Here is a 14,092-nt window from a genome sequence, read left to right on the forward strand (position 1 = left end):
GCGCCAAGCGCCGCTTGACCTTCGCCTTCCCGGCGCCCCCCGGCTATGGTGGCGCAAAGGAGTCCCCTCGCATGTTCCTGTCCGTCTTCGACATCTTCAAGATCGGCATCGGCCCATCCTCGTCCCACACCATGGGTCCGATGACCGCCGCGGCGCGCTTTCTGGGCGACCTGCGCGGCGGCGCCGAGAAGATCCCCGGGGCGGGGGATCTGGCCAGCCTGAAGGCCTCGCTGCACGGCTCGCTGGCCTTCACCGGCAAGGGCCATGCCACGGATCGCGCGGTGATCCTGGGCCTCTGCGGGCATCTGCCGGATACGCTGGACCCCGACCGTGCCGAGGCCGAGGAAGCCCGCGTGCGCGCCGACAAGCAAGTCACGCCACAGGGCCTGCCGCCGCTGCACTTCGATCCCGACACCGATCTGGTCTTCGACTACGGCCCGCCCCTATCGGGCCATGCCAACGGCCTGATCCTGCGCGCCTTCGACAGCGCCGGGAACCCTTATCAGACGCAGACCTATTACTCGGTCGGTGGCGGCTTCGTGGTGACCGAGCAGGAGCTGGACAATCTCAACCAGGGGCCCGCCGAGGCCTTCCATGCCGAGAAGGCCGCTCATGGCTATCCCTATCCCTTCGGCTCTGCCGCCGAGATGCTGGCGATGGGCCGCAAGGCGGGCAAGACCATCGCCCAGATGAAACGGGCCAACGAACAGGCCCATTCGCCGGGCATCGAGCTGAACGCCCGCCTCGACAGCCTGTGGGACACCATGAACAGCATCATCGACCGGGGCCTGCGGATGGAGGGCATCCTGCCCGGCGGCCTGAAGGTCAAACGCCGCGCCCGCGCCATCCACGAACAACTGTTGGCCGAGGCCGGCAAGAACCTGGCCCAGCCCCATGTGGCCAACGACTGGATGTCGGTCTACGCCATGGCGGTGAACGAGGAAAACGCCGCCGGGGGCCGGGTCGTGACCTCGCCCACCAATGGCGCGGCGGGGGTGCTGCCCGCCGTCGTCCGCTATTACCACGACCATTGCATCGGCGCCCATCAAGAGGGCATCCGGATCTTCCTGCTGACCGCCGCCGCCGTGGGCGGGCTGATCAAGCACAACGCCTCGATCTCGGGTGCCGAGGTGGGCTGTCAGGGCGAGGTCGGCTCGGCCTCGGCCATGGCGGCGGCGGGGCTGTGCGCGGCGCTGGGGGGCAGCAACGAACAGGTGGAAAACGCCGCCGAGATCGCACTGGAGCACCATCTTGGCATGACCTGCGACCCCGCCGCCGGGCTGGTGCAGGTGCCCTGTATCGAGCGTAACGGGCTGGGCGCGATCAAGGCGGTCTCGGCGGCCTCGCTGGCACTGCGCGGCGACGGCACCCATTTCATGCCGCTGGACAATTGCATCGAAACCATGCGCCAGACCGGGCTGGACATGAGCGAGAAGTACAAGGAAACCTCGCAGGGCGGGCTGGCGGTGAACCTGCCAGAATGCTGAGGGCCGCCCCGTCGATCGGGGCGGCGGAGACTCAGGCTTGCGGTTTCTTCATCCGCATCAGCACATCGGTCTTCAGCACGAACTGGTGATACAGCGCCGCAGCCACATGCAGCAGCACCAGCAGCATCAGGATGGCTTTCAGAAATTCATGGGTTTCGGCGGCGGGCTCGACCAATCCGAACCAGGCCACCGCCCCTGACACGGGCAACATCAGCATCAGCGCGTAGAAAGTCCAATGGGTGGCATGCGCTGCCAGCTTCAGCAGGGGATGCTCGTTCTCCGGCGGCGGCGGCGCGCCCCGGCGCAGGCGCAGGACCAGCCGCCAGAGCACCAGCAGCCCGATCAGGACGCCCCCCGCCACATGCTGGGCGACCAGCGGATTGAAGGCGATCTGGCGGCCTTCCATCGCCATGTCGAACGCGTCGGAGATCGACTCATGCAGCACGAACTGCAGCACGATCAGCCCGGCGACGATCCAATGCAGGCGGATCTGCGCGCGGGAATAGCCGGTGGGGGAAGCCATGGGAAATGTCCTTTCGGAAAGACGGTCAAACGGGGTCGTGTATTCTACGGGCGGGCACGAAATTTCCGGCGTCCCGAAGTCATATTCTTTTAATACTATGTATTCCGCCGCGCCACAATGCGACACGCCGGCGACAAGGTGGCTTCCCTTCCGCCACGACCGCTGCTAAGAGCCGCGCCATGGATCCGAAAGCCGCACTCCGACGCCGACGCGCGACCCTCTGACCCCGCCACTGTCGCGGGGGCTGCTGCCTTTCGTCCTATCACCAACCTGAAATCGTTGACTTGCTCCTGTGCCTGCGGCACCAACGGAGTTTCTTGCAAGGGTATCCCCTATGATCGCCTCTGTTCTTCCGACCTATAACCGTGCGCCCCTGACCTTCGTGTCGGGGCAAGGCTGCTGGTTGACCGAGGCGGACGGGCGACGCTTTCTGGATCTGGGCGCGGGCATCGCCGTGAACGCGCTTGGCCATGCGCATCCGGCGCTGGTCAAGGCGTTGAGCGATCAGGCCGCCCAGCTTTGGCATGTGTCGAACCTCTACAGGATCCCGCAGCAACAGGCGCTGGCCGATGCACTGGTCGAGGCGACCTTCGCCGACACCGTGTTCTTCACCAATTCCGGCACCGAGACCTGCGAACTGGCCGTCAAGATGGCGCGGAAATACTGGTTCGAGAAGGGCGATGCGGAGCGGATCGAGATCATCGCCTTCGACGGCTCGTTCCACGGCCGGTCATCGGCAGGCATTGCCGCGGCCGGGTCCGAGAAGATGACAAAGGGCTTCGGGCCGACCCTGCCGGGGTTCACCCATCTGCCGTTTGGCGATCACGAGGCATTGCGCGCCGCCATCAGCGACCGGACCGCCGCCGTGCTGGTGGAACCGGTGCAGGGCGAAGGCGGCATCCGCCCGCTGCCCGACGCCTGCCTGAAAGGGCTGCGCGACCTGTGCGACGAGACCGGCGCGCTGCTGATCCTGGACGAGGTGCAATGCGGCATGGGCCGGACCGGCAAGCTGTTCGCCCATGAATGGGCCGGGATCGAACCGGACATCATGATGGTGGCCAAGGGCATCGGCGGTGGCTTCCCGCTGGGCGCGCTGCTGGCGACTGAATCTGCGGCCAGCGGCATGACCGCAGGCACCCATGGCTCGACCTATGGCGGCAACCCGCTGGGCTGCGCCGTGGGGCTGGAGGTCATGCGCCATGTGGCCGATCCGGAGTTACTGGCCGAGGTGAACCGCAAGGCGGGCCTGCTGCGGCAGAAGCTGGAAGGGTTGGTCGCCGCGCATCCGGCGGTCTTTGACCATGTGCGCGGCGCGGGCCTGATGCTGGGCATCGTCTGCAAGGCGCCCAACACCGATGTGGTGCAGGCCGGGTACGACCAGCAGGTGCTGACCGTGCCCGCCGCCGACAATGTGGTGCGCCTGTTGCCGCCCCTGACCATTACCGACGATGAAATTGACGCCGCAGTGGCCCGGCTGGACACCGCCGCCGCAAGCCTGGCCTGAGCCGACGAGAGCGAGACCCATGCCCCATTTCCTGGACATTCATACCACCGACCCGGCGCAATTGCGCGGGATCCTCGATCAGGCCGCGGCGATGAAAGCCGCCCGCGCCGGTCTGCCCAAGGGCACCCGCGACCCCGAAACGCCTTTTGAAGGCCAGATGGTCGCGCTGGTGTTCGAAAAGCCCTCGACCCGCACCCGTGTCAGCTTTGACGTCGGCGTCCGGCAGCTGGGCGGCGAAACCCTGGTGCTGTCGGGCTCGGAAATGCAACTGGGCCACGGCGAGACCATTGCCGACACCGCCCGCGTGCTGTCGCGCTATGTGGATCTGATCATGCTGCGCACCTTTCAGGAATCGACGCTGCTGGAACTGGCCGAACACGCCTCGGTGCCGGTCATCAATGGGCTGACCGACCGCACCCACCCCTGCCAGATCATGGCCGACATCCTGACCTATGAGGAGCATCGCGGCCCGATCGCCGGCAAGCGTGTGGTTTGGGCCGGGGATGGCAACAACGTCTGCGCCTCGTTCCTGCACGCGGCGGGGCAGTTCGGCTTCGACATGACCTTCACCGGGCCGGAGCCGCTGGACCCCGAAGCCGAATTCGTGGCGGCGGCGCGGGCGGCCGGATCCGACATCCGCATCGAACGCGATCCGTTCAAGGCCGTGGCCGGGGCCGATCTGGTGGTCACCGACACCTGGGTGTCGATGCATGATCCCGCCTCGACCCGCGAGCGGCGTCACAACCAGTTGCGCCCCTATCAGGTCAACGACGCGCTGATGGCCGCTGCCGGGGATCAGGCCGTGTTCATGCATTGCCTGCCGGCGCACCGCGAGGAAGAGGTCACCAGCTCGGTCATGGACGGCCCGCAATCGGTGATCTTCGACGAGGCCGAGAACCGGTTACACGCCCAGAAGGCCGTCATGCGCTGGTGCCTGGGGGTGTAACTTTCTTGCCTTCGGCGAGAGTATTTGAACCAAGAAAAAGATCTGCCGCCCCGAAGCCGGAAGTGAATGGCACGCCGGGGCCGGAACGAACCCGGAGGGTCCATGACCGTGATCACCGAGATCGAGGATCTCAGGCGTCTGTACCGGCGCCGGGTTCCGAAGATGTTCTACGATTACTGCGAGACCGGAAGCTGGTCGCAGCAGACCTTTCGCGAGAACACAACGGATTTCGACCAGATCCGGTTCCGGCAGCGTGTCGCCATCGACATGACCAACCGCTCCACCGCCGTCGAGATGCTGGGTCAGGAGGTGGCGATGCCGGTGGCGCTGGCCCCGGTGGGGCTGACCGGCATGCAGCATGCGGATGGCGAGATCCTGGCGGCGCGGGCGGCGGAGAATTTCGGCGTGCCCTTCACCCTGTCCACCCTGTCGATCTGTTCGATCGAGGATGTGGCCGCGCACACCCGCAAACCGTTCTGGTTTCAGGTCTATACCCTGAAGGACGACGACTTCATGCAGCGCCTGATGGCGCGGGCGCATGACGCGGGTTGTTCGGCGATTGTCATCACGCTGGACCTGCAGGTGCATGGCCAGCGTCACAAGGATTTGAAGAACGGGCTGTCGGCGCCGCCGAAACTGACCCCGGCCGCGCTGGCCAACATGGCGACCAAGATCGGCTGGGGGCTGAAGATGCTGCGGACGCCGCGCCGCGGGTTCGGCAATGTCATCGGCCATGCCGAAGGTGTCTCGGATCCTTCGTCGCTGAGTGCCTGGACGGCGGAGGCTTTTGATGCCGCGCTGGACTGGGACCGGGTGCGGCAGCTGATCGACATGTGGGGCGGCAAGGTGATCCTGAAGGGCATCCTGGATGTGGAGGATGCGAAGAAAGCCGTGGAGGTCGGCGCCGATGCCATAGTGGTCTCGAACCACGGCGGGCGGCAGTTGGATGGTGCGCTGAGTTCGATCCGCGCCCTGCCCGCCATCGTCGACGCGGTCGGCGACCGGATCGAGGTGCATTTCGACAGCGGCATCCGGTCCGGACAGGATGTGCTGAAGGCCTGGGCGCTGGGCGCGCGCGGCTGCATGATCGGGCGGGCCTTCGTCTACGGGCTGGGCGCCATGGGCCAGGCCGGGGTGACCAGGGCGCTGGAGCTGATCCACAAGGAGCTGGACACCACCATGGCGCTGTGTGGCCGGCGCACCCTGGCCGATGTGGATCGCGATATCCTGCTGGTGCCCGAGGGGTTTGAGGGCCGCTGGGCCTGAGGCCCGATGCGCGCCTTTCCGCTGGTGCCAAAAAACGTGATTTGCCAGAAGATCAGGGAATGCGCATCTGGACAACAGTTGAAACAGCTACGGCAACTTCCATGCTTCGTCCTGCCCTGACCGGCGCCCTTCTGTGCCTTCTTGCGGCCTGCGCCACCCCGCCCCCCGAGGCGACGCGCGCCGCGATTCCGCTGCATCCGAACGAGACCCCGGAACTGCGCGCCAGCATCAATCACTGGGCCGACTACTATGACCTCCCGCGGGAGTTGGTGCATCGCCTCGCGATCCGCGAAAGCACCCATCGCCCGACCGCGCGCAACGGACCCTACTACGGGCTGCTGCAGGTGCTTCCGGCCACCGCGCGCTCGATGGGATACAGCGGGCCCAACACGGGGCTACTGGATGCGGACACCAACCTGCAATATGCCCTGAAATACCTGGACGGCGCCTATCTGGTGGCCGAGGGCGACCCCGACCGGGCCATCAGGCTGTATGCCAAGGGCTATTACCCCGAGGCCAAGGCCAAGGGGCTGCTGGATGAAACCGGCCTGAGATAGCCCTCCGGGGCCCGGTTTTCGCCCGAAACCCCGCCGGATCTGCCGGAATCGGGGTTTCCAAGACGCGGGATCTCGGCTAAGAGCGCCGCTTCACCGGGCATACACCCTTGGAGGATGCCCACCAATTTAGGAGAATTCTCATGGCTGGAAAGATCCCAGATCTTCACGCCGAGGTACGGACGGGGACGGGCAAGGGGGCCGCTCGTCAAGCACGCCGCGAAGGCAAAGTACCTGGCATTGTCTATGGCGGCGAATCCGATCCGCTGGCAATCAACATCCCCTTCAACGTGCTGCTGAAGAGCCTCAAGCAAGGCCGCTTCCTGTCGACCCTGTTCAACATGAAGGTCGACGGCCACGATGACGTGCGGGTGATCTGCCGGAACGTGCAGCGCGACGTCGTCAAGGACCTGCCGACCCATGTGGACTTCATGCGTCTGCACCGGAACTCGAAGATCAACCTGTTCATTCCGGTCGAGTTCATCAACCACGAAGAAAGCCCCGCCCTGAAGAAGGGTGGCATGCTGAACGTGGTGCGCCCGGAAGTCGAACTGATCGTGACCGCAGGCGACATCCCCGAAAAGCTGGTTGTCGACCTGGCTGGAACCGTGATCGGTGACACCATCACCATCTCGTCGATCGACGTGCCGGCCGGCGCCAAGCCGACCATCGACCGCGATTTCGTTGTGGCCAACCTTGCCGCTCCGGCCGGTCTGGGCAGCAGCGATGACGAAGACGAAGCCGGTGAAGAAGCCGCCGTCGAAGAAGTGGCCGCCGAAGAGTAATCCTCGGTCCCTTCGAAAAGGCATTGATGCGCGGTCCTTCGGGGCCGCGCTTTTTTTTTGGCACATATCAGATGAAGTTTTTGCGACAGATCAAGGACGGTTTTGGACCAGGGTGCTAGGTCGGCAGGGATTTTACATTACGGAGGTGACCATGACCGAAACCAAACCCGCGAGCCTGCAAGTTGTGGAACCGGACGCCTCTGAAACCACCGACACTGCCGCCCCGGCCCCGGTGGCCGCCCCGGCACAGGTGGAACGCAAGCCGGATTTCGACTCGTCCAGCGAATACCCCTACGACCGCAAGATGACGCGCCGCACCTATGAGCGTCAGAAGGCCAAGCTGCAGGCCGAGCTTCTGAAGGTGCAGCTGTGGGCGCAGGAGACCGGGCAGAAATTCGTTCTGCTGTTCGAAGGCCGCGATGCCGCCGGCAAGGGCGGCACCATCAAACGGTTCACCGAGCATCTCAACCCGCGCCAGGCGCGCGTGGTCGCCCTGAACAAGCCCACCGATGCCGAGCGTGGCCAGTGGTACTATCAGCGCTACGTGGAGCATCTGCCGACCTCGGGAGAAATCGTGCTCTATGACCGCTCGTGGTACAACCGCGCCGGGGTGGAACGGGTCATGGGGTTCTGCGAGCCGGGTGAATACCTGGAATTCATGCGCCAGACCCCGGAATTCGAACGGATGCTGACCCGCTCCGGCGTGCAGCTTTACAAGTTCTGGTTCTCGGTCACCCGCGCCGAACAGCGCCGCCGCTTCGAAAGCCGCGAAACCGATCCGCTGAAGCGCTGGAAGCTGAGCCCGATCGACAAGGCGAGCCTCGACAAGTGGGAGGACTACACCGAGGCGAAAGAAGCGATGTTCTTCTACACAGACACCGCCGATGCGCCCTGGACGGTTATCAAGTCCGATGACAAGAAACGCGCCCGCCTGAACTGCATGCGGCACTTCCTGTCATCGCTGGACTACCCGGACAAGGACCGCAAGATCGTGCAGGATCCCGATCCGTTGATCGTCGGCCGCGCCGGACATGAGATCCACAAGTCCGACCACATTCTGGGCGGCGGCCTGTAGGCCAGCCGACCCCGGAACAGACACGCCCCGCACCGTCACCGGCTGCGGGGCGTTTGTGTTAGGGACGCAGGTTCAGGTCAGGGCCTGCACGGTTTCGAAAATTTCCAGTTCCGGTGCGCCGTTGTACAGGTCGGCATTGCCGCCCGCATTGGCATGGGCCTTGCGGAAGGCGTCGGACCGGGTCCAGTCGCGAAAGGCCGCTTCGCTGTCCCACGCGGTGTGCGAGGCATAGAGTACATGGTCGGCTGTCTGCGGGCCTTTCAGCAGGTGGAAGGCCACGAACCCCGGCACCGCCTTCAGGTGGCTGTCACGGCTCTTCCAGACGCGTTCGAAGGCCTCTTCCTGTCCGGGCTTCACCTTGAAGCGGTTCATGGTCAGATACATCGGGGTCTCCTGTCGTGGCCATGCGCCGGATGGCTGGCCTTTGGCGCCAATTCACGGCAGAACGGGGCCATCGTCAATGCCGGACAGGACAGGAGCAGGCCGTGAAGCTTTTCGTGGGATTGGGCAATCCGGGCGGTAAATACGCTCAGAACCGGCACAACATCGGCTTCATGGCGCTGGATCGGATCGCCGGGGATCACGGGTTTGCCCCCTTCCGCGCCAAGTTCCAGGGCCAGCTGTCCGAAGGCCGTCTGGGCCGCGAGAAGGTGCTGCTGCTGAAGCCCGAGACCTTCATGAACCGCTCGGGCCAATCGGTGGGCGAAGCGATGCGGTTCTACAAGCTGGAGCCGGCGGACGTGGTGGTCTTTCATGACGAGCTGGATCTCGCGCCTGGAAAGGCACGCGTCAAGACCGGCGGCGGCCACGCGGGACACAATGGCCTGCGGTCGCTGCATGCCCACATCGGCGAGGCTTACGGCCGGGTGCGGCTGGGCATCGGCCATCCCGGCCACAAGGATCGGGTGGCGGGCTATGTGCTGTCGGATTTCGCCAAGGCCGATCAGGACTGGCTGGACGACCTGCTGCGCGGCATCTCGGACGGGGCGGTCTCGCTGGCCGAGGGCGACACCGGGCGGTTCATGAATGCGGTCGCCCTGCGGGTGGCGCCGCCGCGCTCCTCCACCACCCAGCCCAAGCCACGCGCCGTGCTGGACAAGCCCGCCACCGCCGAGGCCCCCTCGACCCCCGAAGACACCCGCAACCCGCTGCAGAAGCTGCGCGACCGGTTCCGCTAGGTCAAAAATACACACACCGAGTGCATGTTTTCAGGCTTTGCCGGTGCCCGACATTTGGCTAGGCTTTGGTCATTCTTATGACGGAGGCATTCTTGGAACGTTCCCCTTCCCGCAATGTCCTTGGGACGGCGCTTGACAGCTGCTCGGCCGCGCCGCTGACCGGGTATTTTCGCAATGGCAGTTGCGACACCTGTGACACCGACCACGGCAACCACACCGTCTGTGCGGTGATGACGGCGGAATTCCTCGCCTTTTCGAAATACGTCGGCAACGACCTGAGCACTCCGCGCCCCGAGGTCGATTTCGTCGGGCTGAAACCCGGTGACCGCTGGTGCCTGTGCGCGGGCCGCTTCCTGCAGGCCCATGACGAAGGCTGCGCCCCCAAGGTCAACCTGGCCGCCACCCACGAACGCGCACTGGATGTGGTGCCGATTGAAGTGCTGGAAGCCCACGCGCTGGCCGAACAATGAACGTCCACGATCCCGGCGGTCTGCCGGTGCCCTGCAACGCGCAGATTGACGGGCGTCATGTCAGCTGGATGGACGCCGGACCGGAAGATGCGCCGCCCGTGGTGCTGTTGCATGGCGGAGGATTGGACCGGGCGTCGCTGTCCTGGCGGCTGCTGATGCCAGAGTTGGCTCGGACCCACCGCGTGATTGCGCCGGACTGGCCGGGACATGGCGACAGCGCCGGTCTGAACCGCCCGTTCGTGATCGCCGATCTCGGGGCATGGCTTCTGGACGTGCTGGATCATCTTGCCGTGCCGAAAGCCGATTTTGTCGGCATCTCGATGGGGGCGGGAGTGGCGCTGTGGCTGGGGCTGCACCATCCCGACCGGGTGCATCGCATCGTGGCCGCCGGGGCTTATGGCCTGCATGACCGTGCGCCGGCGCATCCGTTGTCATGGCTGGCCACACGCCTTCCGCTTGCGCCGTTGGGCATGCATCTGGTCGGCGGCAACCGCTGGTTGGTACAGCAGGCCGTTTCGACGCTGTTCGCGCGCCCGGACAGGGTGAGTGACGACCTGATCGACGAAATGCTGGAAACGCTGAAAGCTCCACGCGCGGGCGATGCCTTCGCCGATTTCCAGCGCGGCGAGATCGGGCCAGGATCGCTGCACACGGTTCTGACGCCGCAATTGCCGCTGCTGGCCGCCACGGTGCTGTTCCTGCACGGGCGCGAGGACGGTCTGGTGCCGCTGTCGGCGGTCGAGACCGCCGCGCGGGCCTGTCCACAGGGCCGGTTGCAGGTGCTCGACACCGGCCACTGGCCGATGCGCGAAAGCCCCGCGGAATTCAACCGCCTGACCGCAGACTTCCTGGCGGACCCGACCCCCGCCTAGCCGCTGGCGGTGTTCATCTCGACGCCAAGCGCCTTGGCGACGGTGAAGATGTCCTTGTCGCCGCGTCCGCACATGTTCATGCAGATGATGTGATCTTCAGGCAGTTCCGGCGCGATCTTCAGCACATGGGCCAGCGCATGGCTGGGCTCCAGCGCCGGGATGATGCCCTCGGTCTGGCAGCAGACCTGGAAGGCCGCCAGCGCCTCGGTATCGGTGATCGAAACATATTGCGCGCGGCCGATCTCGTGCAGCCAGGCGTGTTCGGGACCGATGCCGGGATAGTCGAGACCCGCCGAGATCGAATGCCCCTCAAGGATCTGCCCGTCGTCGTCCTGCAACAGGTAGGTGCGGTTGCCATGCAGCACGCCGGGACGCCCACCGGTCAGCGAGGCGCAATGTTCCATCTTCAGGTTCACACCCTTGCCGCCCGCTTCGACGCCGATGACGTTGACTTCCTTGTCGTCAAGAAACGGAAAGAACAGCCCCATGGCGTTCGAACCGCCGCCGATGGCCGCGATCACCGTGTCGGGCAAACGCCCTTCGGCAGCCAGCATCTGCTCCTTGGCTTCCTTGCCGATGATCGCCTGGAAGTCGCGCACCATCGCCGGATATGGATGCGGACCGGCCACGGTGCCGATGCAATAGAAGGTGTCGTTGACGTTGGTCACCCAGTCGCGCAGCGCGTCGTTCATCGCGTCCTTCAGGGTGCCACGACCGCTGGTCACGGGAACCACATCGGCCCCAAGAAGTTTCATGCGGAAGACGTTGGGCATCTGCCGTTCGACGTCATGCGCGCCCATGTAGACCACGCATTTCAGGCCGAACTTGGCACAGACCGTGGCCGTCGCCACCCCATGCTGCCCGGCCCCGGTTTCGGCGATGATCCGGGTCTTGCCCATGCGGCGGGCCAGCAGGATCTGGCCCAGCACGTTGTTGATCTTGTGCGCGCCGGTGTGGTTCAGCTCGTCCCGCTTCAGGTAGATCTTGGCGCCGCCGCAATGCTCGGTCAGGCGCGGGGCAAAATACAGCGGGCTGGGGCGGCCGACATAGTTGGTCCACAGATCGTTCATCTCGGCCCAGAAGCTGTCGTCGGTCTTGGCGTGTTCGTACCGGGCTTCCAGTTCCAGGATCAGCGGCATCAGGGTTTCCGACACGAAGCGCCCGCCAAAATCGCCGAAACGGCCTTTCTCGTCCGGGCCGGTCATGAAGCTGTTGATCAGATCGTCGGGCATGGGGGCTCCTGCTGGTTACGCGCCGTACCGGCCGTGCATACGCGCGGCGGGCGGCAATTTCCACCGCGAAAAGTAGCGCGCACGCCCCGATCCTGCTAGGGTGCGGCCAGCAAGAACAGGAGTGCCCTGCCCGTGATCCTCTGAGCCTTCCGCCCAACCAGCCGCTGACGCGGCGGACAGAAGACAGACCGCAGGAGCTTCCCATGCACCCGATCATCTATGACGTGGCCGTTTCGGCCGACGGCTTCATCGCCGACACCCAGGGCCGTGCCCATATGTTCCCCGCAGAGGGCGCCCATGTGGCCGCCTATATGGGGCGTCTGGCCGGCTATCGCATCGCCCTGATGGGCACGCACACCTACACCTTCGGCTATCAGTTCGGACTGACGCCGGGGGCCAACCCTTATCCGCATATGACCAGCATCCTTGTCAGCCGGTCGCTGAAGCTGCCCGCCGGGGCCGAGGTCACCCGGTGGCGCGACGGGCTTGAACAGCGCACGCGTGCCTTGAAGGCCGGCGCCGAGGGGCCGATCTATCTGTGCGGCGGCGGGCATCTGGCCGGGCAGCTTCTGACGGCGGGGCTGATCGATCGGCTGATCGTGAAACGCGCGCCGGTGCTGATCGGCGCGGGCATTCCGCTGTTTGCCGGGGTCGCCGCGCCGGTGGCGCTGACCCGGACCGAGGGCACGACCTATGGCAATGGTGTCGCGCTTGAATGCTTCGACGTCGGGCCGGTCATGCCAGCGCCTTCTTGAAGCCTTCGTGGCTGGGGGTGTAGCCGAGCCTGCAATAGAAGGCATGGGCGCGCGTGCGGGCCTTGTTGGTGGTCAGCTGCATCACCCCGCAGCCCGCCGCGCGGGCCCGTGCTTCGGCATCGCGGATCAGGTCCGCGCCCAACCCTTGCCCGCGCAGGTTGGCGGCGACCCGCACCGCCTCGATCTCGGCGCGGCGGGTGCCGGCGTGCGACAGGCCCGAGATGAAGATCAGCTGATAGGTGGCCACGATCCGGCCCGAAACTTCGCCGACGATCAACTGGTTGCCGGTCTCGGCCGCCATGGCGTCGAAGGCAGCAAGATAGGGCGTCAGATCCGCCAGATGCTCGCGCCCTTCCCCCAGCAAGTCGTCGTGCAACAGGGCCACCACCGCCGCCACATCTTCGCGGCGCGCGGGACGACAGCGCAGGGTCACGACTGCGCGGCCTGCACGAAGGCGGCGATGCGGGCGGCGTCCTTCAAGCCGGGCGCGGATTCCACGCCCGAGGAGACATCGACCATCGGCGCGCCGGTCAGGCGGATCGCCTCGGCCACGTTGCCGGCCTCCAGCCCGCCCGCCAGCATCCACGGCACCGGCCAGCGCCGCCCGGTCAGCAGGCGCCAGTCGAAGGCCAGCCCGTTGCCCCCCGGAAGGGCAGCCCCTTTCGGCGGCTTGGCATCCACCAGCAGCATGTCGGCCACCCGGCCATAGGTGTCGAGCGCGGCCAGATCCGCGGCCTCGGCCACGCCTACCGCCTTCATCACCGGCAAACCGCTGCGCGACCGCACGGCGGCCATCCGTTCGGGGGATTCCGATCCGTGCAATTGCAGGATGTCGAGCGGCACCTCGCCCAGAATGGCGTCCAGCAGCGCATCCTCGGCATTCACCGTCAGCGCCACCTTGGCCACCCCCGGCGGAACCGTCAGGGCCAGCTTGCGCGCGGTGGCGATCTCGACGTGACGGGGGGATTTGGGAAAGAACACCAGCCCAACGAAAGAGGCGCCTGCCGAAACAGCCGCCTCCATATCCTGCGCACGGGTCAGCCCGCAGATCTTGACCCGAATGTCCTTCGGCATGGGATCAGGCGGCCCTGTTGTCGTCCAGCAGTGCCAGGATGTCGTCCTTGCCTTCGTTGCGGTCGGCCTTCATCTTCTCGACTTCCTTGGCGAGAACGGCCTTTTCGCGGCGCTGATGCACGGCTTCCGAACGATGCTTGGATTCGCGGATCCACTCCCAGATGAAGCCCAACAGCAGCCCGACACCGATGGAGCCGAGCACGACAACATACAGCGGCAGCGACACCGCGTAGTTGAACTTCAGGAAGGGCACCAGGTCGTCGGGCAGCAGTGTCAGGATCACCGATTGACGGTTGGCAAAGCCGATGGTGATCAGCAGCACCGCCACGATGGCCAGGAACAGATACTTGATGGTCCGCATGGGATCTCCG

Annotated in this window: 17 protein-coding genes; 11 read left to right on the forward strand and 6 right to left on the reverse strand. The window is 65.5% G+C overall.

The window, feature by feature from the left end; all coding sequences use genetic code 11:
* Window positions 1-71 precede the first annotated feature (71 nt).
* On the forward strand, window positions 72-1,487 hold the full coding sequence (locus AB0T83_RS02885; protein WP_366191374.1) for an L-serine ammonia-lyase: 1,416 nt from the start codon (window positions 72-74) through the stop codon (window positions 1,485-1,487).
* 31 nt (window positions 1,488-1,518) lie between these two features.
* On the opposite strand, the gene AB0T83_RS02890 is transcribed toward AB0T83_RS02885, so the two are convergent.
* Window positions 1,519-2,010, reverse strand: coding sequence for a cytochrome b (locus AB0T83_RS02890; protein ID WP_366191375.1), 492 nt, complete (start codon window positions 2,008-2,010; stop codon window positions 1,519-1,521).
* Window positions 2,011-2,344: 334 nt separating this feature from the next.
* Here AB0T83_RS02890 and AB0T83_RS02895 point away from each other — a divergent pair, with 334 nt between their 5' ends.
* From AB0T83_RS02895 to ppk2, 6 genes are all read left to right on the forward strand, one after another.
* Entirely contained in the window at window positions 2,345-3,514 is a 1,170-nt protein-coding gene (locus AB0T83_RS02895; RefSeq protein WP_366191377.1) for an aspartate aminotransferase family protein, read from the forward strand.
* 19 nt (window positions 3,515-3,533) lie between these two features.
* Entirely contained in the window at window positions 3,534-4,460 is a 927-nt protein-coding gene (gene argF, locus AB0T83_RS02900) for an ornithine carbamoyltransferase (RefSeq protein ID WP_366191378.1), read from the forward strand.
* A 102-nt stretch (window positions 4,461-4,562) separates the two neighbouring features.
* Entirely contained in the window at window positions 4,563-5,726 is a 1,164-nt protein-coding gene (locus AB0T83_RS02905) for an alpha-hydroxy acid oxidase (protein ID WP_366191380.1), read from the forward strand.
* 101 nt (window positions 5,727-5,827) lie between these two features.
* Window positions 5,828-6,283, forward strand: coding sequence for a transglycosylase SLT domain-containing protein (locus tag AB0T83_RS02910; RefSeq protein ID WP_366191382.1), 456 nt, complete (start codon window positions 5,828-5,830; stop codon window positions 6,281-6,283).
* 140 nt (window positions 6,284-6,423) lie between these two features.
* Window positions 6,424-7,065 carry a 50S ribosomal protein L25/general stress protein Ctc gene (locus AB0T83_RS02915; RefSeq protein ID WP_366191384.1) on the forward strand — a complete coding sequence of 214 codons (642 nt, stop codon included), beginning with the start codon at window positions 6,424-6,426 and terminating at the stop codon, window positions 7,063-7,065.
* A gap of 151 nt (window positions 7,066-7,216) precedes the next feature.
* Window positions 7,217-8,140: a polyphosphate kinase 2 gene (ppk2, locus tag AB0T83_RS02920; protein WP_366191385.1), complete on the forward strand. Its 924-nt coding sequence runs from the start codon at window positions 7,217-7,219 to the stop codon at window positions 8,138-8,140.
* Window positions 8,141-8,212: 72 nt separating this feature from the next.
* On the opposite strand, the gene hmuQ is transcribed toward ppk2, so the two are convergent.
* Window positions 8,213-8,524: a heme-degrading protein HmuQ gene (gene hmuQ / locus AB0T83_RS02925; protein ID WP_366191387.1), complete on the reverse strand. Its 312-nt coding sequence runs from the start codon at window positions 8,522-8,524 to the stop codon at window positions 8,213-8,215.
* A 101-nt stretch (window positions 8,525-8,625) separates the two neighbouring features.
* Between hmuQ and pth the strand changes: the two genes are divergently transcribed.
* From pth to AB0T83_RS02940, 3 genes are all read left to right on the forward strand, one after another.
* Window positions 8,626-9,318: an aminoacyl-tRNA hydrolase gene (pth, locus tag AB0T83_RS02930; RefSeq protein ID WP_366191389.1), complete on the forward strand. Its 693-nt coding sequence runs from the start codon at window positions 8,626-8,628 to the stop codon at window positions 9,316-9,318.
* Between the two features lie 92 nt (window positions 9,319-9,410).
* Complete coding sequence (locus AB0T83_RS02935) at window positions 9,411-9,788, forward strand: DUF2237 family protein (RefSeq protein WP_366191391.1); 378 nt, start codon at window positions 9,411-9,413, stop codon at window positions 9,786-9,788.
* The gene (locus AB0T83_RS02940) at window positions 9,785-10,660 is read left to right on the forward strand and encodes an alpha/beta fold hydrolase (RefSeq protein ID WP_366191393.1); all 876 of its coding nucleotides are present in this window, start codon (window positions 9,785-9,787) and stop codon (window positions 10,658-10,660) included. The genes AB0T83_RS02935 and AB0T83_RS02940 overlap by 4 nt, the downstream gene beginning before the upstream one ends.
* On the opposite strand, the gene trpB is transcribed toward AB0T83_RS02940, so the two are convergent.
* Complete coding sequence (gene trpB, locus AB0T83_RS02945) at window positions 10,657-11,892, reverse strand: tryptophan synthase subunit beta (protein WP_366191395.1); 1,236 nt, start codon at window positions 11,890-11,892, stop codon at window positions 10,657-10,659. The two genes, AB0T83_RS02940 and trpB, sit on opposite strands and share 4 nt — an antisense overlap.
* 203 nt (window positions 11,893-12,095) lie before the next feature.
* Here trpB and AB0T83_RS02950 point away from each other — a divergent pair, with 203 nt between their 5' ends.
* Complete coding sequence (locus tag AB0T83_RS02950; RefSeq protein WP_366191397.1) at window positions 12,096-12,647, forward strand: dihydrofolate reductase family protein; 552 nt, start codon at window positions 12,096-12,098, stop codon at window positions 12,645-12,647.
* On the opposite strand, the gene AB0T83_RS02955 is transcribed toward AB0T83_RS02950, so the two are convergent.
* From AB0T83_RS02955 to AB0T83_RS02965, 3 genes are read right to left on the reverse strand one after another with little or no spacing between them, the layout of a single operon-like run.
* Window positions 12,628-13,080: a GNAT family N-acetyltransferase gene (locus tag AB0T83_RS02955; RefSeq protein ID WP_366191399.1), complete on the reverse strand. Its 453-nt coding sequence runs from the start codon at window positions 13,078-13,080 to the stop codon at window positions 12,628-12,630. The genes AB0T83_RS02950 and AB0T83_RS02955 overlap by 20 nt on opposite strands.
* Window positions 13,077-13,721 (reverse strand): phosphoribosylanthranilate isomerase, encoded by a 645-nt coding sequence (locus AB0T83_RS02960; RefSeq protein WP_366191401.1) that lies wholly within the window; start codon window positions 13,719-13,721, stop codon window positions 13,077-13,079. Before AB0T83_RS02960 ends, AB0T83_RS02955 begins: the two co-directional genes overlap by 4 nt.
* A gap of 4 nt (window positions 13,722-13,725) precedes the next feature.
* Entirely contained in the window at window positions 13,726-14,082 is a 357-nt protein-coding gene (locus tag AB0T83_RS02965) for a LapA family protein (protein WP_366191403.1), read from the reverse strand.
* Window positions 14,083-14,092 lie beyond the last annotated feature (10 nt).

The organism is Meridianimarinicoccus marinus (genome assembly GCF_040689105.1).
GTDB lineage: Bacteria > Pseudomonadota > Alphaproteobacteria > Rhodobacterales > Rhodobacteraceae > Meridianimarinicoccus > Meridianimarinicoccus marinus.